The organism is Arthrobacter sp. MW3 TE3886 (genome assembly GCF_041262145.1).
Taxonomy (GTDB): domain Bacteria; phylum Actinomycetota; class Actinomycetes; order Actinomycetales; family Micrococcaceae; genus Arthrobacter.
The window spans coordinates 1474051-1492042 of sequence record NZ_JBGCAN010000001.1 but is presented as its reverse complement, the minus strand read 5'-3'; the positions used below and the strand labels follow the sequence as shown (position 1 = coordinate 1492042).

Genomic DNA, 17992 nt, shown 5'->3' with positions numbered 1-17992 from the left:
GGTGTTAGTTGGCCGTAATGGCGTGCCGCTGGGCGTCGTAGGCGCTGGCCACCATCTGCTCCACGGAGTGGCGCATCTTCCAGTCGAGATCGCGGGCGGCCAGCGTGCCGTCGGCGACGATCCGGTCCGGATCCCCCGCCCGCCGCGGACCGATTTCGGGTTCGAAATCGATTCCCGTGACGTCGGCCATCGCCGTCATGATCTGGCGCACGGACAGCCCGTCCCCGGATCCGAGGTTGTACACCCGCTCCAGCGGCTTGCCCGCCTCGAGCGCCTGGGCGGCAGCCACATGCGAGGTGGCCAGGTCGGCCACGTGCACGTAGTCGCGCACGCAGGTTCCGTCCGGCGTGTTGTAGTCGATGCCGTTGATGCGCGGGGTCTTACCGGCTGTGAGCGCCCGCAGCACGATCGGGAAAAGGTTGTGGGGGCTGGTGTCGTACAGCTCGGGCGCACCGGAGCCGACCACGTTGAAGTACCGCAGCGAGGTGTGCTTCAGGCCCCGGGCCCGGCCCTGGTCACGGATCAGCCACTCGCCGATGAGTTTGCTCTCGCCGTAGGGCGATTCCGGGTTGGTGGGCGTCGCCTCGGTGACGACGTCGCCGGTGGGCGTGCCGTAGGTGGCCGCGGACGAGGAGAAAACCAGTTTGTCGACGCCGGTGACCTCCATGGCCTTGAGCAGCTGCGCGGTGCCCGTGACGTTCTGTTCATAGGTGAGCAGCGGCTCCTGGACGGAGACCCCGGCGTACTTGAAACCGGCCAGGTGGATCACCCCGGTCACCGCGTGCTCCCGCAGCGTACGGGCCACGAGGTCGGCGTCGAGGATGCTGCCATGGATGAACGGCACGTCGGCCGGCACGAATTCACGGTGCCCGCTGGAGAGGGAGTCAATCACCACCGGCTGGATCCGGGCACCGCGCAAAGCGGAAACCACATGAGAACCGATATATCCTGCACCGCCAGTTACGAGCCACGTCATGGCTCCACCCTATCTAATCCCACGGGCCCCGGCCGCCCGCGGCCATGGACACGTCATCATGCACCGGGTTTAAGACGACGAATCCCGGGTCGCGGTGGCGGCCCGGGATTCGCTGTGCTCAATGGTGCAGTTCAGTGGTGCCGCGCAGGTGCTAGCTCTTGCGGGCGTAGCCTTCCCACTTGCTGGCCTGGTGTTCGCCGTCGACAAAGCGGATGGTGCCGGACTTGGAGCGCATCACGATGGACTGGGTGAGGACCTTGTCCTTGGAGTAGCGGACGCCCTTGAGGAGGTCGCCGTCGGTGATGCCGGTGGCCGCGAAGTAGCAGTTGTCGCTGGAGACGAGGTCGTTGGTGGAGAGCACGCGCTCCAGATCGTGGCCGGCGTCGATCGCCTTCTGCTTCTCTTCGTCGCTCGTGGGCCACAGCCGGCCCTGGATGACGCCGCCGAGGGACTTGATGGCGCAGGCCGCGACGATGCCCTCCGGGGTTCCGCCGATGCCCATGAGGGCGTCGACTCCGGTGCCGGCACGCGCAGCGGCGATGGCCCCGGCGACGTCGCCGTCCATGATGAACTTCGTGCGGGCACCGGCTTCGCGGATTTCCTCCACGAGGGGGCGGTGCCGGTCGCGGTCCAGGATCATGACGTTGAGCTGGTTGACCTTGACGCCCTTGGCCTTGGCGATCAGGTGCAGGTTCTGCTTGACCGGCAGGCGCAGGTCAACCATGTCGGCCGCCTCCGGGCCGGTGACGAGCTTTTCCATGTAGAACACGGCAGAGGGATCGAACATGGAGCCGCGTTCGGCCACGGCCAGGACCGCGAGCGCATTGTTGATGCCAAGGGCGGTCAGGCGGGTTCCGTCGATGGGGTCGACGGCGACGTCGCATTCGGGGCCCGTGCCGTCACCGACGTGCTCGCCGTTGAACAGCATGGGGGCTTCGTCCTTCTCGCCCTCACCGATGACAACGACGCCGTTGAAGTGCACGGTCTGCAGGAAGGAGCGCATGGCGTCGACGGCGGCGCCGTCGGCCTTGTTCTTGTCGCCGAACCCTACCCAGTGGCCGCCGGCGATGGCCGCGGCTTCCGTGACGCGGACAAGTTCCAGCGCGAGGTTGCGGTCAGGCTCGTCGATCCCGACGGCGAGCGAGGGGGAAAGCGTGGAGTACTTCTGGGACATAGGCGCTGGTGTCACGTGAACCTCTTCTTCGAGTGGCGGTCGTTGAACCCGTACGGCCAGGATCGATCCGTCGCGGTGATTCGTCTGTTATTGATCATAGTCGGGGCGGGGCCGCAAGGTCATGGGATGACCGGCGCGTGACGCACTTCACCGCTGGGGGGCCGATGCGCCGCGAATGTGAGATCGGCCCGGACATGCGCGACTATAGAGGGGTGAGTGAATTGCAGGACGCTTCCCCCGCCGCCCCCGGCTCGCCGGCTGGCAGCTCCCCCGCGGCAGGCCCGTCCCCTTCCGGACAGCCGCCAGTGAAGCCCGTTATCGCCGCCGCTGCGGCCAAACGCGCCAATGCCTCCGTGATGGGCATGATCATCGCGCTGGTGGTGAGCATCGCCGCGTTCCTGCCGATCGTGCTCATGAACCCGTCTCCGAAGACCGACGGCTACCGGCCCAACGTCAATGTCAGCGCCACCGCGCAGAACGCGGCGGGTGTGGCGGGGTTCACACCCGTGGCGGCCGATACCGGCGACACATTCCGCGCCAACTACGCCCGCTGGGAGTCCGGCGCCGGCAGCGGCGTTCCGGCCTGGGAAGTCGGCTACCTGACGCCCAAGGAATCCTTCATCGCCCTCGTGCAGACCCGCGCGGCCAATCCCACCTGGCTCCTGCAGCAGACCAAGAACGCGCCCGTGACCGGCACCCGCAACGCCGGCGGCCGGGACTGGGAACTGCGCGACAGCGGCAAGGGCGAGAAATCCCTGGTGCTGACCGAACGCGGCACCACCGTCATCCTCTCCGGATCCGCGACGCTGGAGGAGTTCTCCGCCCTGGCCGCCGCCGTGGTGAAGTCGCTCGAAAGTAATCCTCCCGCCGGGGCACAGCCCAGCACGCCGGCACCGACCCCCGGCGCAACAGTTTCCCCATCGGCGGCATCAACCAAGTAAAGTCGGGGCGTGGCCACATATCTCACCCCTGCCCTCGCCTGGCGGCGTCTCCGCGAAGGAAACGAGCGTTTTGTCGCCGGAGCCTCCTCACACCCCAACCAGGACGCATCACGGCGCTCGTCGCTTGTCGAAAACCAGCACCCGTTCGCCGTGATCTTCGGTTGCTCCGACTCCCGCCTCGCCGCCGAGATCATCTTCGACCTCGGCCTGGGGGACGCGTTCGTCGTCCGGACCGCCGGCCAGGTTATTGACGACGCCGTCCTCGGCTCCCTGGAATACAGCGTCAGCGTCCTCGGCGTGCCGCTGATCGTCGTCCTGGGACACGACCGCTGCGGCGCCGTGACCGCCACCAAGGCCGCCGTGGAGACCGGCCAGATGCCGGTCGGATTCATGCGCAGCCTGGTTGAACGCATCACCCCGTCCGTGCTGACCTCGCTCCGCAACAACCAGGACGACATCAACGACATGGTGGTCGAGAACGTCAAGCAGACCTCGCAGCGCCTCGTGGACAGCTCCCGTGTGATTTCGGACGCAGTGGAAGGCGGCCGCGCCGCCGTGATCGGCCTCGCCTACAGCCTGGCCGACGGCAAGGCCGGCCTGGTGTCCGGAATCGGCGAGCTCTAGGCTCAACTCTTCAAGTCCGGGTTCCCGCCGCGGCTGCCGCGGCGGGAGCCAGTTCACGGTTTTCGGTGGGACCCTCCCTCCCAATAAGCTAGCCCCATGACTTCCACAGATGAGTTGAACACCGAAGAGTTCCGCATTGAACACGACACGATGGGCGAAGTCCGCGTTCCCGTGAACGCCCTGTACCGCGCGCAGACGCAGCGGGCAGTCGAGAACTTCCCGATCTCCGGCAAGACCCTGGAGCGCGCCCACATCGAAGCCCTGGCACGGGTGAAGAAGGCAGCCGCCCAGGCTAACGCAGAACTGGGGGTGCTCGACGGCGAGCTCGCCCAGGCGATTGCCGACGCAGCCGACCAGGTTGCGGCCGGCAAGTATGACGGCGACTTCCCGATTGACGTCTTCCAGACCGGATCCGGCACGTCCTCGAACATGAACACCAACGAGGTCATCGCCGAGCTCGCCACGCGGGCCCTCAAGTCTGCCGGGAGCGACAAGGTTGTCCACCCGAACGACCACGTCAACGCCTCACAGTCCTCCAACGACGTCTTCCCCACCTCCGTCCACGTCGCCGCCACGTCCGCCCTGATCAACGACCTGATCCCGGCCCTCGGATACCTGGCGGAGTCGCTGGAGCGCAAGGCCACCGAATTCAAGGACGTCGTAAAGTCCGGCCGCACGCACCTCATGGACGCCACGCCCGTCACGCTGGGCCAGGAGTTCGGCGGCTACGCCGCGCAAGTCCGCTACGGCATCGAGCGCATCAACGCCTCCCTCCCCCGCGTCGCCGAGGTCCCGCTTGGCGGCACCGCCGTGGGCACCGGCATCAACACGCCGGCCGGATTCCCGGAGCGCGTCATCGAACTGCTGGCAGCCGACACCGGACTGCCCCTGACCGAGGCCCGCGACCACTTCGAGGCCCAGGCCAACCGGGACGGCCTCATCGAAGCGTCCAGCCAGCTGCGCAACATCGCGATTTCCTTCATGAAGATCAACAACGACCTGCGCTGGATGGGTTCCGGCCCCAACACCGGCCTCGGCGAAATCGCCATCCCGGACCTGCAGCCGGGCTCGTCGATCATGCCGGGCAAGGTCAACCCCGTCATCTGCGAAGCCTCCATCATGGTCTGCGCCCAGGTGATCGGCAATGACACCGCCATCGCATGGTCCGGCACCAACGGCGCCTTCGAACTCAACGTCGGCATCCCCGTAATGGCCGCCAACCTCCTTGAATCCGTGCGCCTGCTGGCCAACACCAGCCGCGTCATGGCCGACAAGATGATTGACGGCATCACCGCCAACGTGGAACGCGCCCGCTTCCTCGCCGAGGCTTCGCCGTCGATCGTGACCCCGCTGAACAAGTTCATCGGCTACGAGAACGCCGCCAAGATCGCCAAGAAGGCCGTGGCCGAGGGCCTGACCATCCGCGAGACCGTCGTCTCCATGGGCTTCCTCGAGCGCGGCGAACTGACCGAGGAGCAGCTGGACACCGCCCTGGACGTCATGTCCATGACGCGCCCGCCGCACAAGGCCTAACGGCTCCGGGCGGAGTCGCCCCCGAAGAGAACATCCGCCGCCGGCCGGCATCCTTCCGGGAAGGGTGCCGGCCGGCGGCATGTCTGCGCCGCATGCCAGAACTTAGACCCTGGGCGGCTCCCCGCCCGCGGCCTCCCGCTCCTCCGCCGTGTAGGCCGCGGCAGCAGCGGCGTCCGCCATGCTGGCACCGCCGATCCGCGCCTCCCGCAACCGCCGCGTCTTGGCGGACTGGACGGAGAAAGCAGCATCGACGTTCCCGGCGGCATAGGTCAGGGCGTCTTCGGCGCGGATGCCGAGGCCGCCGGCGGTCAATACCGCGTCCTGGTTGGCGCCCAAATACGTAAACTGCCAGCCCCACTGGCTCTGCTGCCGCTGGACCAGTGCCTTGACCAGCTCGCCCGTGGCCTCGCGCGAGGAGTTCTCGTGGCCGTCCGTCAGCACGGCCACCAGCACGGTGCCGGGGCGCTGGCCCTCCGGAAGGGCCGCTAGTTCCGCACCGGCTTCGCCGATCAGCCGGACCATGGCGTCGTGCAGGGCGGTGCTGCCCCGCGGCTGCAGGTCCAGGGCCGGCACGTCCTGGATGTCCACCGAGGCGTAAACGCGCTCGTAGGTGTCATCGAACTGCGCCAACGACAGCCGGCACCGGCCCGCCACTGCCTGCTGCTCGCGGATGAACGCCGCAAACCCGCCCACAGTGTCATCGGCGATGGCGCTCATCGACCCGGAACGGTCCAGGAGGACATACACGTGCGTCAGGGCTGAATCTGTCATGCTTCCCCATTTCCGGCCCGGACGGCGCTTCTGCCACGTCGCGGGCCACCTGTTGCCCGCCATATGGCTGGACAGGAGCAGGCTATGGCCGGGCAACGACATTATTGGCACAACAGCCGGCAACATTTTTTGCACTTTTTGTATTCGAGTGCAAAAATACACTCCATGGGAAACAGTGCAATTAGTTCCGGGGGCCTCCGCGAGCGCAAGCGGGCCGCAACACGGGCGGCGATCACCGCCGTCGCGCGTTCCCTGACCGCCGAACGCGGCCTCAGCGGCTACACCGTGGAGGAAGTCTGCGAGCGCGCGGGCATCTCCCGCCGGACCTTCTTCAACTACTTCCCCGCCAAGGAAGATGCGATCCTGGGCCACGTCGACGACGACTTTCCGGAAGAGGTGGTGGCCCGGTTCATGGCGGGCGGCGCGGGTTCGCCCGCCGGGGAAATATCGGCCTCACTCCTCGCCGACCTCGTACGCCTGTCCCTTGATCTGTCCGAACGGATGAGCGGCTCCGAGGAAGAGACCCGCCAGCTGATCGGGGTGATCAAGAAGGAACCCCAACTGATGCTGAAGATCATCGGCGCCACCGAGGAACGCGAGGCCGACTTCGCCCGGCTGCTCGCGGCCAGGGAAGGTGTTGCTGCCGATCACCCCGTGGTCCGCATGGCCGTAGTCCTCCTGGGAAACGTCGCCAGGAAAACCAGCGCCGACTACTTCTCCGAGGGCAACGCCCGCCCTTACAAGGACATGCTGCTGGAAAACATCGCAGCAGCCCGCACGCTCTTCTCCCTGCCGTTCACCATGTCCCAGTTCGACACAGCCGAGCCAAACACAGTCAAGTCCACGTCAGTCCACGCCGACCCTTCCGAAGGAGCGCAATGAGCGCCGCCGTCAGCACCAAACCAGCAGCCGAGCCGCTGCTGCTGACCCAGAAACGCATCTGGATCATCTTCTCCGCCCTTATCGCGGGCATGCTGCTCTCCAGCCTTGACCAGACCATCGTCTCCACCGCCATGCCCACGATCGTCGGCAAGCTCGGCGGCGTGGAGCACCAGGCCTGGATCACCACGGCCTATCTGCTCGCCACCACCATCGTCATGCCCATCTATGGAAAGTTCGGCGACATCCTGGGCCGCCGGAACCTGTTCCTGATCGCCATCGGGCTCTTCACCCTCGCCTCCGTCGGCTGCGCCCTGGCCACGGACTTCTGGGGCTTCGTGGTCTTCCGCGCCGTCCAGGGCCTGGGCGGCGGCGGCCTGATGATCCTGTCCCAGGCCATCATCGCCGACATCGTTCCGGCCAAGGAGCGCGGCAAGTACATGGGCCCGCTGGGCGCAATCTTCGGCCTCTCCGCCGTCGCCGGCCCCCTGCTGGGCGGTTTCTTCGTGGACCACCTGACCTGGGAATGGGCCTTCTACATCAACATCCCGATCGGCATCGCCGCGTTCACCATCGCCTGGTTCACCCTGACGTTGCCGAACAAGAAGGCCGAGAAGCGGATCGACATCCTGGGCGTGCTGCTGCTCTCCGCGGCCACCACGTGCCTGATTTTCTTCACCGACTTCGGCGGTAAGAAGGACGAGGGCTGGGATTCGCCGCTGACGTGGGCCTTCGGCGCCGGACTGGTGCTCGCCGCAGCCGCCTTCGTCCTGGTGGAGCGCCGGGCCGAGGACCCCATCATTCCGTTGAGCCTGTTCAAGAACCGCATCTTCGTGAACTCCACCGCCATCGGCTTCACCCTCGGCCTCGGCATGTTCGCGGCGATCGCCTTCGTCCCGACCTTCCTGCAGATGTCCTCCGGGACCTCCGCCGCCGAATCCGGCCTGCTGATGCTGCCGATGATGGTGGGACTCATGGGCATGGCCATCTTCTCCGGCATCCGCATTTCCAAGACCGGCAAATACAGGATGTTCCCGATCCTCGGGGCCGCCCTGACCATCGCGGCGATGCTGTGGTTGACCACGCTCACGGCCGCCACGCCCATCTGGGTCATCTGCGTGCAGCTGTTCGTCTTCGGCGCGGGCCTCGGCTCGATCATGCAGGTGATCGTCCTGGTGGTCCAGAACTCCGTGCCGGCGGACCAGATCGGCACGGCCACGAGCACAAACAACTACTTCCGCGAGGTGGGCGCATCCCTGGGCGTCGCGGTGTTCGGCTCCATCTTCACCACCCGGCTCTCCGAGTCCCTGACCAGTGCCTTCACCGGCGCCGGGGCATCCGCTGAGCAGGCGTCGCAGTCCACCCGGACGATGGACCCCCAGGTCCTCAGCCAGCTCCCGGCCCAGCTCAAGGACGCGATTGTCAACGCCTACGCGGATTCCCTCGCTCCCGTCTTCTGGTACCTGCTGCCGTTCCTGGTCATCGCCCTGATCCTGGCCCTGACCCTCAAGCAGATCCCGCTCTCGGACACCGCCGGCATGGTGGCCCGCGGCGAAGCAGTCGGCGGCGAGGAAGCCGAGCGGCTCGAGGCGGAACGGGCGGCAGCCCGCCACGGCGCCGACGCCGCGGAGCCCACGGGGCCGGAAGGGCTTTCAGCCCAGAGCCGCACCGACGGGCCCGGTCACGACGACGAGCTCACCCGCCTGCGCGGCTGACGGTCCGGACACGGCCCGGCACCAGCCAGACAGTGCCGGCAGGGGCGCCGCAACCTTTGGGGGTGCGGCGCCCCTGCTGCGTGCCGGGCCGGTCAGCGCCGGCAGCCGGGGCGCCCGCGCTGCCGGCCTATCCGGCCGGCAGCAGCATGGCGGCGACTGTGCCGGCCAGCATGAACGGCCCAAAGGGAATGGCCGACTGCAACGTGCCGCGCCGCGCAGCGAGCAATCCGAGACTCCACAGGCCACCGAGGACGAACGCGGCAAAGGTCCCGACCATGACGTGCCCCCAGCCCAGGAATCCCAGGTACATCCCCAGGACGCCGGCGAGCTTCACGTCACCGAATCCCATTCCCGGCGGATACACCGCGTGCAAGAGAAAGTAGAAAAGCCAGAGGGCTGCCCCGCCGGCAAGGACACGGAGCCCCGGAATGCCGAATGCCCCGGCGTCGGCGGTGCCGGCAACGTCCTGGCCGCCGGGAAGCAGCTGGCTGGCGGCCGCGCCCAGCAGAAGGACTCCGGCGATCCCATAGGAGGGAAAGACGATCCTGTCCGGGAGCAGGTGGTGCCGGACGTCGATGACGGTGAGCCGGACGGCCATCACGAAGAAATACGCGCACGCGGCCAGGGCAAGCCAGAACGCCAGCGGGTTGGCGGCGCCCAGAACGCCGAGTCGTTCGATCACTCTCGGATGCTACTTGATATTCATCCGGCCCGGCGGCCCCCGCGCGTAAACTGTGGATATGGCCGCATGGGACAGCAAGAACCGGCGCGGGCCGGACGCCCCACGCGGTCCGGCGGAGAAGGCTGCTGCCTTCCGGCACCTGTGCCGGTCCTCGCCGTGGAAGTGGCAGTCGCTGAGGTTCGAGTACCTGGATCGGCCCCTCACGGGTTCCGCAGTTTCCGCAGCAGTCCCTCCCCACGGCCTCGTCAGGGCGTGGCTGCGCAGGCCCGGCGCCTTGCGGCTGGAGACCGCCGACGGGCTGGTGATCGCCAGCACCACCGGCATCAACGATTCACGCGGCGGCTTCTATGTCAGCTCCACAAGGAAGACCTGGCTCCTGCCGCCGAACCTTGTCACGCCGGTGTACGACGACGACGGGCTGGTGCGCCGCCGCCCGGAGGCAGCCTACGGCGAGCCGTCCTTCGGGAACGGCCGGTTCGCCGCGGCCCTGGACCCGGTGGAGCTTGCAGGGAACTCCCCTGTCCCGTTGGAGTTCCCCAACGCCAACGCCGTGGAGCTCGGCCCCATCACGGAGGTTGACCACGAGGGCCGGCCGGCCCTGGAAACCACGGTCAGCCCGAACCTCTCCTACCGTCCCGCCGACCCCGGAGCCCCGCTCTGCCGTCCGGGACGCACGCTCCTGAGGATTGACGCCGCAACGGGCGTCTGCGTTGCCAGCCGCTGGCTGGACGCGCCCGGGACCGGCACCGAGCAGGACGGCTATGGCCACTGGCTGAGGATCCTGGGCGTCGACGAATACATGCTCGATGACCTGTTCCTGGCCGAATCGATGAACCTCACGGACGTCCGGCGCCACATCAGCTGGGACGTTCCCGCGGAGTAGCGCGGCCGTGACTCGCGTCCGCCCGCCGGCACCGCTAGGCTTCCTGCGATGACTGAACCCGCCGACTACTGGCCCCCTTTCGACCTGCGCCTCACTACGCCGCGCCTTCAGCTGCGCCCCATCCGCGACGCGGACATTCCTGCCGCGGTCGTGGCCGCCCGGAGCGGCGTGCACCCCCCGGGCAGGAACCCGTTCAGCAACCCCTGGACCGAAGCCCCGGCCAGCGAGCTCGGCACCAACATGGCGCAGTGGTACTGGCGGTGCCGCGGCAGCATGAGCCCGCAGGACTGGACCCTCCTGCTTGGCATCTGGCACGAGGACGAATTCGTCGGCTGCCAGGACATCGCGGCCAAGGACTTCGCCACGCTCAAGACGGTCACCACGGGCTCCTGGCTCCGCCAGAGCGTCCAGGGCCGCGGCCTTGGCAAGGAAATGCGTGCCGCCGTCGCCCTCTACGCCTTCGACTGGCTCTGTGCCGACGTGGCGGAGTCCGAGGCCGCCGCCTGGAACCAGCAGTCCTTGGGCGTCTCGCGCTCCCTCGGCTACGAGCTCAACGGCGTCACCCGCGCCGCCTGGGGCGGCAAGGCCCAAGAGGTCCAAAACGTCCGCCTCACACCCGCCACCTTCAAACGCCCCGACTGGCAGCTACAAGTAGAAGGCCACGAAGCCTTTGCGAAATATCTGGGCATCCACGAGTAGCAGCCCGCAGTCGGGGCCGCGGCTCGGCCGTCGCTGAGACACGTCCATGCTCTGGGCTGCAATGGTTGGGTTCGCCCGTGGTTAGGTTTGCCGGGACACGGCCTTTCGCCGTCGCTTAGACACGTCGCATCGGACCCGCTGCGGTCGCTGGGCGACCTTCGGGGTCCGATGCGCCGCGATGCGCTCCTTTGCGAAAGACCGCGTCCCGGTGGTGAGCGTCCCCCCTTCGCGGGGCTGCGGTGTCCCGCTAAGGAGCGCATCGCCGACCAAAGCGCAGCGAAGGTCGCCCAGCGACCGCAGCGCAGCGACGGGAGGTGTCTAAGCGACGGCGGGGCGCCACAGCACCGCAAACCCAACCACGGCAGACCCAACCACGGCGAAAGGCCGCCGCCCGGCGAACCCATCCACGGCTACCCAACCAACGGCGAAGGGCCGCGGCCCGGCGAACCGGACCACGGCCCCAAGCAGGGTGATGGCCTAGATCTCTGCCCCCTCCAGCAGCTCCGTCACCAGGGCGGCGATCGGCGAGCGCTCCGAGCGGGTGAGGGTCACGTGGCCGAACAGCGGGTGACCCTTCAGCGTCTCGACGACGGCCGCCACGCCGTCGTGCCGTCCGACCCGCAGGTTGTCGCGCTGGGCGACGTCGTGCGTCAGGACAATCTTGGAGTTCTGGCCGATCCGGCTCATCACTGTCAGCAGCACATTCTTCTCCAGGGACTGCGCCTCGTCGACGATCACGAACGCATCGTGCAGGGAACGTCCGCGGATGTGCGTCAGCGGCATGACCTCCAGCATGCCGCGGTCCATCACTTCCTCCACCACTTCCTGGCTGACCAGCGCGCCCAGGGTGTCAAAGACCGCCTGGGCCCACGGGTTCATCTTTTCGGCTTCGGAACCGGGCAGATAGCCGAGTTCCTGGCCGCCCACCGCGTACAGGGGCCGGAAGACGATCACCTTGCGGTGCTCCCGGCGCTCCAGGACGGCTTCGAGCCCGGCGCACAGGGCCAGTGCGGACTTGCCCGTGCCGGCCCGGCCGCCGAGGGACACGATGCCGACCGACGGGTCCATCAGGAGATCGATCGCCAACCGCTGCTCAGCCGAGCGGCCATGGAGTCCGAAGACGTCGCGGTCGCCCTTGACGAGCCGGACCTGCTTGTCCGCCCCTACCCGTCCGAGAGCCGAGCCACGGCTGGACAGCAGCACCAGCCCGGTGTTGGTCGGCATCTCGGCCGCCGCCGGGATGAACACCGGCTCGTGCCCGTACAGGGTGGCAACCTCGTCCTCGCCCGCGTCGAGCTCGGCGACGCCGGTCCAGCCGGAGTCCTTGACGAGTTCATTGCGGTACTCGTCGGCCAGCAGCCCCATCGCCGAGGCCTTGACGCGCATCGGCAGGTCCTTGGACACCACCGTCACGTCACGGCCCTCGTTGGCCATGTTCTTGGCCACCGCGAGGATGCGGCTGTCATTGTCCACCCCGCGGAAACCGGCGGGCAGCACCTCGGCGGAGATATGGTTCAGCTCCACCATGAGCGTGCCGCCGTCGGGGCCCAGCGGGATGGGACGGTCCAGGCCGCCGTGCTCGAGCCGCAGGTCATCGAGCAGCCGGAGGGCCTTGCGCGCAAAGTACCCCAGCTCGGGGTCGTGGCGCTTTCCTTCAAGCTCGGTGATGACGACGATCGGCAGGATGACCTCATGCTCCGCGAAGCGCAGGAGGGCCCGCGGATCGGACAACAGCACAGAGGTATCGATCACGAAACTGCGGGCCGTGCCCCGGCTCCCTGTTCCTTCCCCGGAAACAGCAAGACCGGCCGCCGCGGAATCCGCTGCACCGGTCTTTGAGGTGGCTCGCTTGGCGCGAGAGGTAGCTTTCTGTCCCTGATCGGAAATGACGTCGGGCAGTTGCTCAGAAATAGCCACATCGACTCCAGCCCCGGGGCAATGCCCGGAATTGTTATTGGTGAGGCGGCTCGGCCTGGAGGCCGGACGCGGCCTCCCATACACCCGGTGCGAAAATCCGCTCCATGTACTGGCCTCCCCGATCGGCCGGCGAATTGCCTGCCGATGGGATTAACGTACGTCTCCGGTGGCCGGTTTGTCCGATAATTTTTCGGCGATTCTTGTTGCCGTCTTGTGAACTCCGCGTGAACCGCTCAAGCGCCGAAGCGGCGCTGCCTGCCGGCGTAGTCGCGCAGGGCGCGAAGGAAGTCCACCTTGCGGAACGCCGGCCACAAGGCCTCGCAGAAGTAGAACTCACTGTACGCGCTTTGCCACATGAGGAACCCGGACAGCCGCTGCTCCCCGGAGGTCCGGATCACCAGGTCCGGATCCGGCTGGCCCCGGGTGTAGAGGAAGCGCGAGATGTCATCCACGGTGAGTTCATCGGCCAGTTGTCCGATGTCCGCTCCCCGGGCGACGGCGTCGTGCAGCAGTTCCCGGACGGCGTCGACGATCTCCCGCCGTCCGCCGTAGCCGACGGCGACATTGACGTGCAGCCTCTCCTGCGCCGGAGTGCGGGCCGTCAGGTTGTTCAACCGCTCGGCGAGGTAGTCCGGCAGCAGTTCGGGGGCGCCCATGGCGTGCACCGAGATGTTGGCGTCCTCGTCCAGCCGGTCCAGGGTGTTGGCGATGATGCCCATCAGGAGGTCGAGTTCCTCGCCGGAGCGGTTCATGTTGTCCGTGGAGAGCATGTACAAGGTGACCACCTTGATGCCCAGTTCCTGGCACCAGCCGAGGAATTCGTGGATCTTGTCCGCGCCGGCCTGGTGGCCCTGGCTTGTGGGGGCGTTGAACTGGCGCGCCCAGCGCCGGTTCCCGTCGACCATGACGCCGACGTGCCGCGGGATCCGTTCAGGATCGAGGGAGCGCTGGAGCTTGCGCTCGTAAAAGCCGTAGAGGAACCCGGGCAGTTCCATCCGGAGATTCACCTGGCTTCCTTGAGGTACTTGTTCAGTGCACATCCTAGGCTACCTGCCGGAGGGCCGTGCCGGGTGCAGCTGCGCCGCCGGACAGGCCCGGACGGCTTGTTACTCACGGGTAACTTACTGTTGCGTACGTTATTATTGCGGCATGGAAAGCAACAGTCCGGAGCCCAGGCCGGAGCCTTCGTCGAAGCGGGGAACCCCGGTGGACGACGCCGCGGTGCGCCTGGCCGAACTGCTGATGATCAAGCCCAAATGGCGGGGCTGGATCCACACCGTCACCGCCCCGCTGGCGCTGGCCGCCGGGCTGGTGCTGGTGGTCCTGGCGCCGCCGGACCTGAAGGTGGCCTGCGCCGTCTATGCCGTCACCGGGGTGCTGCTGTTCGGCGTCAGCGCCGTCTATCACCGCGGGAACTGGTCGCCGCGCGTGAAAATCGTCCTGAAGCGGCTGGACCACACGAACATCATGCTGGTGATCGCCGGAAGCTACACGCCGCTCGCCTGGGCCCTGCTGGACCGGCAGCAGGCCGAAGTGCTGCTGTGGGTGATCTGGTCCGGGGCCATCCTGGGGGTGCTGTTCCGCCTGCTGTGGACCAATGCCCCACGGTGGCTCTACGTGCCGATCTATATCGCGCTCGGCTGCGGCTCGCTGTTCTACCTGCCGGATTTTTTCGCCGCCAACGCTGCCTCGGCGGTGCTGGTCTGCGTCGGCGGCGTCCTGTACATCACCGGCGCCGTCTTCTATGCGCTGAAGAAACCGAACTTTAGCTACGAACACTTCGGCTTCCATGAGCTCTTCCATGCGCTGACGGTCTTAGCCTTCGCCGCGCACTACATCGCCATAGCCATCGCGGTCCTGGGCTGACACTGCCCGCGCGGATTCTCCCCACCTTTGAAACTGCGACGCCGGGACTCACCGGCGTTTCGGCCCGACATGCCGGGCGCCGGCTTCAATAGTGGGGAAATGCGGCGTCAGGGGCTGGCCCTCGGCTCAGCCGGGCCGTCCCGCCGCGATCAGCCCGGGCAGCAGCCGCATGTCGGAAAAGACGGTGGTTCCGGGACCGGCCAATCGGGAAGCCGGGGTGACACCGCCGGCATACGCGAAGACGTGCATCCCCGCCGCCCGGGCGGCCTGGACGCCGTAGGCGCTGTCCTCGACGACGGCGCACCGCCCGGGCGCGGTGCCGAGGCTCGCGGCGGCGTGGAGGAACAGGTCAGGGGCGGGTTTGCCGTGGGCGACCTCCGTGGCGCTGTAGATGCGGCCCTGGAAGCGGTGCAGCAGCCCGGTCTTGCCCAGGGTCCGGTGCATCTTTTCGTGGCTGCCGCTGGAGGCGACGCAGTGCGGCAGGGACAGCCGGTCCAGGGCGTCCTCGATGCCGTCTACCGCTTCGAGGCCGCGTTCAAAAGCCTCCTGGTACCAGCGCCCGTAATCCCGGTCCCAGCCGTCGGCCAGCCGGACTCCGAGCTGCTGTTCCACGGCCGCAACAAAGTGCGCCTCGGATTTTCCGACGAAGCGTTCCACGATGTCATTGAGTTCCAGTTCCCAGCCGAGATCGGCCAGCACGCGCTGGTCCACCCGGATGGCGATCACCTCGGAATCCACCAGCACCCCGTCGCAATCGAACACCACCAGCTCAAAGCCGTCCTGACCGGTCATGAGGACATCCTAGCCAGCTGCCCACGCATTCCTTCGACGGAATTCGTGGGGAGGTCGCAGACCATGCCGCGGCACAGGAACACCTGCGGGGCGCCGTCCGGGCCCGCGCCGCGGCCGCGCAGCAGGGGTACTGGCGGGGCGGCGCCGTCGTCCTGGACCGCGACCACCAGCCCGGGGCTGGCCGAGAGCAGCAGCTCCCGGTGCAGCGCGGCCCGTTCCGGCGTGTCCGGACCGGCGACGGCGGCCTCGATGGGACCGGCGAGGGCGGCCTGGGCGGTCGCGAGCAGCCAGCCGGCGGCGCGCGGCGCACGGACCGCCAGCGGAGGCAGCAGCAGGGCGAGGATGTTCGCCGCCAGCGTGCGGTGTTCGGACGAGCCGGACAGGGCCGAGGAGGTCAGCAGGGCACCGGCCAGCGCGGCGGCACCGCTGGGGGTGGCGCCGTCGAACGGTTCAAGGCCATCCCGGCCACCCTGGGCGGCCGTGACCTGCGCGGACTCCCCCGCAGCGTCCTTCAGGCCGCCGTCGGCCGCGAACCGCCGGCAGGCGGCGTCCAGGATGGCCTCGGCCAGCTCATACCAGCGGGTGTGTCCGGTAACCCCATAGAGCGCGAACAGCCCCTCGGCGCACAAGGCGTAGTCTTCCAGCAGGCCGCCGATTCCGCGCGCCGCTCCGTCGTGGGAGACGCGCATGAGCCGGCCGGGGCCATCCGCCGCAGGCCGCCAGTGCACGCGGTCAAGATAGTCCGCGATCCGTTCGGCCGCGGCCACAAGTTCCGGCCGTGCCAGGACGGCGCCGGCGTCGGCGAGGGCGGCGACGGCCAGTCCGTTCCAGCCCGCCACCACTTTGTCATCCCGGCCGGGCTGGGGCCGGTTCCTGCGCTCCTGTGCCAGCAGCGGCCGCACCCGCTGCCACAGCGCGGCGTCTTCTCCGGATACTTCCCTGCCCGGATGCAGCGGCGAACCGTCGGCGCTCACGCTTCCGGGCATTCGGACGTTCATGAGGGCCGCCACGGCGGCGCCGTCGGCCGGGCCAAGGAGCGACTCCAGCCCGCCGGGAGTCCACAGGTAGCTGGCGCCCTCGGCGTGCACGCCGTCGATGACCGTGTCGGCGTCCAGCGATGACGCCAGGGCCACGACGCCGGCGTCCGGTCCCGTCGCAGCGCCGGTCGCCGGGCCAGTCGCAGGGCCCGCTGCCGGAGCAGGTGCCAGTCCGAGGCGGGCCAGGAGCCAGTCGGCGGTGAGCCCGGCAATCCCGGCGGCCTCGGCCGCCGGGTACTCCGGCGTGCCGCCCAGCCGGACCCAGTGGACGTAGACGCGCAGCAACTGGGCGTTGTCGTAGAGCATTTTCTCGAAATGCGGAACAGACCAGTCTCCCGTCACCGAATAGCGGGCGAAGCCGCCGTCGAGCTGGTCAAACAACGCCGAGCGGGACATTGCCGCCAGGCACCGCCCGGCCATGTCCCGGGCCGCCGTCGCGGTGTCCGGGCTGACGCTCTCCGGGCTCGCAATGTCCGGGCGTGCGGTGTCCGGAGCGGCTGCCGGCGGCATGGCGGCGTGACGGATCAGGAATTCGAGCACGGCCGCGGGCGGGAACTTCGGCGCGCCGCCGAAGCCGCCGTGGGCCTGGTCCTCGGCGCCGGACAGGGCGGCGACGGCTTCGCCAAGGAGCGCCGCTTCCAGGGCTTCGGGCGGTCCGTCGAGGCGGAGGACGGCTGCCGGCTGGGACGCCGCGATACCACGGGCCAGGGTGGCAGCGTTGGCCTCGACGGCGCCGCGGCGTTCCGTCCAGGCCTCGCTCACGGCGTCAAGGACCTGCCGGAAGGACGGCCGGCCCGGCATGGGCCGGGGCGGGAAGTAGGTGCCGGCGTGGAAGGCCCGGCCATCGGGCAGGAGGAAGACGGACATTGGCCACCCGCCCTCGCCGCTGATCGCCTGCGTCGCTGTCATGTAGACGGCATCGACGTCAGGGCGCTCTTCCCGGTCCACTTTGATGGAGACAAAGTGGGCGTTCAGGTAGTCGGCGGTGTCCTGGTCCTCGAAGGATTCGTGGGCCATGACGTGGCACCAGTGGCAGGCTGCGTAACCGATTGAGAGGAACACCGGCACGTCCCGGGCGGCCGCGGCGGCGAAGGCCGCGTCACCGAACGGCTGCCAGTGCACGGGGTTGCCGGCGTGCTGGCGCAGGTATGCAGAGGGTTCCGCCGCCAGGGCATTCGAGGCCCCGGACGGTGGGTTGGGGAATCCGCTGTCAGCGGGTTCCGGGTCCCGCATCGCCGTTGACTTCCGGCCGGGTAACCGCGCCGTCGGACCGGGAAGCCCCGCCGTCGGCGGGGAATTCGGTGCCGTCGGAGGGGAATGCGGCGTCCGCGGTCCCGGCTTCGGCGGCCTCACGCTCGGCCTCGACCTGGGCACGGTAGCGGACCCGGCGGATACGCCGCACCATGTCCACGATCAGCAGCGCGGTCAACACCACGATGAAGGCTGTCAGCAGGAAGCCCAGCAGACCCGGGGTGACCTGGTCCTCGGACAGGCCCGGGCGCA

General features: G+C 68.2%; 17 protein-coding genes. 8 read left to right on the top strand and 9 right to left on the bottom strand.

All coding sequences use genetic code 11. The annotated features are described in order from the left end of the window. Positions 1–4 precede the first annotated feature (4 nt). Positions 5–976, bottom strand: a complete 972-nt coding sequence (gene galE / locus ABH915_RS06825) for a UDP-glucose 4-epimerase GalE (RefSeq protein ID WP_370119233.1) — start codon at positions 974–976, stop codon at positions 5–7. Between the two features lie 151 nt (positions 977–1127). Then, positions 1128–2150: a class II fructose-bisphosphatase gene (gene glpX / locus ABH915_RS06820; RefSeq protein WP_370124953.1), complete on the bottom strand. Its 1023-nt coding sequence runs from the start codon at positions 2148–2150 to the stop codon at positions 1128–1130. A gap of 305 nt (positions 2151–2455) precedes the next feature. Between glpX and ABH915_RS06815 the strand changes: the two genes are divergently transcribed. From ABH915_RS06815 to ABH915_RS06805, 3 genes are all read left to right on the top strand, one after another. Continuing rightward, positions 2456–3091, top strand: coding sequence for a DUF4245 domain-containing protein (locus ABH915_RS06815; protein WP_370119230.1), 636 nt, complete (start codon positions 2456–2458; stop codon positions 3089–3091). A 9-nt stretch (positions 3092–3100) separates the two neighbouring features. Next, a complete protein-coding gene (locus ABH915_RS06810; protein WP_018774696.1) occupies positions 3101–3715 on the top strand; it encodes a carbonic anhydrase in 615 nt (204 codons plus the stop codon). 96 nt (positions 3716–3811) lie between these two features. Continuing rightward, positions 3812–5248, top strand: coding sequence for a class II fumarate hydratase (locus ABH915_RS06805; protein ID WP_018774697.1), 1437 nt, complete (start codon positions 3812–3814; stop codon positions 5246–5248). Between the two features lie 102 nt (positions 5249–5350). On the opposite strand, the gene ABH915_RS06800 is transcribed toward ABH915_RS06805, so the two are convergent. After that, positions 5351–6019 carry a VWA domain-containing protein gene (locus ABH915_RS06800; RefSeq protein WP_370119224.1) on the bottom strand — a complete coding sequence of 223 codons (669 nt, stop codon included), beginning with the start codon at positions 6017–6019 and terminating at the stop codon, positions 5351–5353. Positions 6020–6184: 165 nt separating this feature from the next. Here ABH915_RS06800 and ABH915_RS06795 point away from each other — a divergent pair, with 165 nt between their 5' ends. After that, positions 6185–6901, top strand: coding sequence for a TetR/AcrR family transcriptional regulator (locus tag ABH915_RS06795; protein ID WP_370119221.1), 717 nt, complete (start codon positions 6185–6187; stop codon positions 6899–6901). Next, positions 6898–8613, top strand: coding sequence for an MDR family MFS transporter (locus ABH915_RS06790; RefSeq protein ID WP_370119218.1), 1716 nt, complete (start codon positions 6898–6900; stop codon positions 8611–8613). The genes ABH915_RS06795 and ABH915_RS06790 overlap by 4 nt, the downstream gene beginning before the upstream one ends. Before the next feature lie 127 nt (positions 8614–8740). On the opposite strand, the gene ABH915_RS06785 is transcribed toward ABH915_RS06790, so the two are convergent. Continuing rightward, positions 8741–9295 carry a prepilin peptidase gene (locus ABH915_RS06785; protein WP_370119216.1) on the bottom strand — a complete coding sequence of 185 codons (555 nt, stop codon included), beginning with the start codon at positions 9293–9295 and terminating at the stop codon, positions 8741–8743. 58 nt (positions 9296–9353) lie between these two features. Between ABH915_RS06785 and ABH915_RS06780 the strand changes: the two genes are divergently transcribed. Then, on the top strand, positions 9354–10178 hold the full coding sequence (locus tag ABH915_RS06780) for a hypothetical protein (RefSeq protein WP_370119213.1): 825 nt from the start codon (positions 9354–9356) through the stop codon (positions 10176–10178). A 48-nt stretch (positions 10179–10226) separates the two neighbouring features. Continuing rightward, the gene (locus ABH915_RS06775) at positions 10227–10877 is read left to right on the top strand and encodes a GNAT family N-acetyltransferase (RefSeq protein WP_370119210.1); all 651 of its coding nucleotides are present in this window, start codon (positions 10227–10229) and stop codon (positions 10875–10877) included. Between the two features lie 477 nt (positions 10878–11354). On the opposite strand, the gene ABH915_RS06770 is transcribed toward ABH915_RS06775, so the two are convergent. Together ABH915_RS06770 and ABH915_RS06765 are read right to left on the bottom strand one after the other, a co-directional pair. Then, positions 11355–12794 carry a PhoH family protein gene (locus ABH915_RS06770; RefSeq protein ID WP_026266649.1) on the bottom strand — a complete coding sequence of 480 codons (1440 nt, stop codon included), beginning with the start codon at positions 12792–12794 and terminating at the stop codon, positions 11355–11357. 233 nt (positions 12795–13027) lie between these two features. Continuing rightward, positions 13028–13789, bottom strand: coding sequence for an isoprenyl transferase (locus tag ABH915_RS06765; RefSeq protein WP_043466899.1), 762 nt, complete (start codon positions 13787–13789; stop codon positions 13028–13030). 154 nt (positions 13790–13943) lie between these two features. On the opposite strand from ABH915_RS06765, the gene ABH915_RS06760 reads away from it, so the two are divergent. After that, on the top strand, positions 13944–14660 hold the full coding sequence (locus ABH915_RS06760; RefSeq protein WP_370119207.1) for a hemolysin III family protein: 717 nt from the start codon (positions 13944–13946) through the stop codon (positions 14658–14660). 126 nt (positions 14661–14786) lie between these two features. Here ABH915_RS06760 and ABH915_RS06755 read toward each other — a convergent pair whose 3' ends face one another. Genes ABH915_RS06755 through ABH915_RS06745 form a run of 3 tightly spaced genes read right to left on the bottom strand, consistent with a single transcriptional unit; the run spans position 14787 to position 17924 of the window. Further along, on the bottom strand, positions 14787–15452 hold the full coding sequence (locus tag ABH915_RS06755) for an HAD family hydrolase (RefSeq protein WP_370119204.1): 666 nt from the start codon (positions 15450–15452) through the stop codon (positions 14787–14789). Then, on the bottom strand, positions 15449–17722 hold the full coding sequence (locus ABH915_RS06750) for a thioredoxin domain-containing protein (RefSeq protein ID WP_370119201.1): 2274 nt from the start codon (positions 17720–17722) through the stop codon (positions 15449–15451). Before ABH915_RS06750 ends, ABH915_RS06755 begins: the two co-directional genes overlap by 4 nt. Next, entirely contained in the window at positions 17700–17924 is a 225-nt protein-coding gene (locus ABH915_RS06745) for a hypothetical protein (protein WP_370119197.1), read from the bottom strand. Before ABH915_RS06745 ends, ABH915_RS06750 begins: the two co-directional genes overlap by 23 nt. Positions 17925–17992: the final 68 nt, after the last annotated feature.

Bases quoted from the DNA above. Each gene is read 5' to 3' on its own strand.
- ABH915_RS06765 (WP_043466899.1), bottom strand. From the start codon at position 13,789: ATGGAACTGCCCGGGTTCCTCTACGGCTTTTACGAGCGCAAGCTCCAG.
- ABH915_RS06780 (WP_370119213.1), top strand. From the start codon at position 9,354: ATGGCCGCATGGGACAGCAAGAACCGGCGCGGGCCGGACGCCCCACGC.
- galE (WP_370119233.1), bottom strand. From the start codon at position 976: ATGACGTGGCTCGTAACTGGCGGTGCAGGATATATCGGTTCTCATGTG.
- ABH915_RS06760 (WP_370119207.1), top strand. From the start codon at position 13,944: ATGGAAAGCAACAGTCCGGAGCCCAGGCCGGAGCCTTCGTCGAAGCGG.
- ABH915_RS06755 (WP_370119204.1), bottom strand. From the start codon at position 15,452: ATGACCGGTCAGGACGGCTTTGAGCTGGTGGTGTTCGATTGCGACGGG.
- ABH915_RS06795 (WP_370119221.1), top strand. From the start codon at position 6,185: ATGGGAAACAGTGCAATTAGTTCCGGGGGCCTCCGCGAGCGCAAGCGG.
- ABH915_RS06750 (WP_370119201.1), bottom strand. From the start codon at position 17,722: ATGCGGGACCCGGAACCCGCTGACAGCGGATTCCCCAACCCACCGTCC.
- ABH915_RS06800 (WP_370119224.1), bottom strand. From the start codon at position 6,019: ATGACAGATTCAGCCCTGACGCACGTGTATGTCCTCCTGGACCGTTCC.
- ABH915_RS06790 (WP_370119218.1), top strand. From the start codon at position 6,898: ATGAGCGCCGCCGTCAGCACCAAACCAGCAGCCGAGCCGCTGCTGCTG.
- ABH915_RS06805 (WP_018774697.1), top strand. From the start codon at position 3,812: ATGACTTCCACAGATGAGTTGAACACCGAAGAGTTCCGCATTGAACAC.
- ABH915_RS06775 (WP_370119210.1), top strand. From the start codon at position 10,227: ATGACTGAACCCGCCGACTACTGGCCCCCTTTCGACCTGCGCCTCACT.
- glpX (WP_370124953.1), bottom strand. From the start codon at position 2,150: ATGTCCCAGAAGTACTCCACGCTTTCCCCCTCGCTCGCCGTCGGGATC.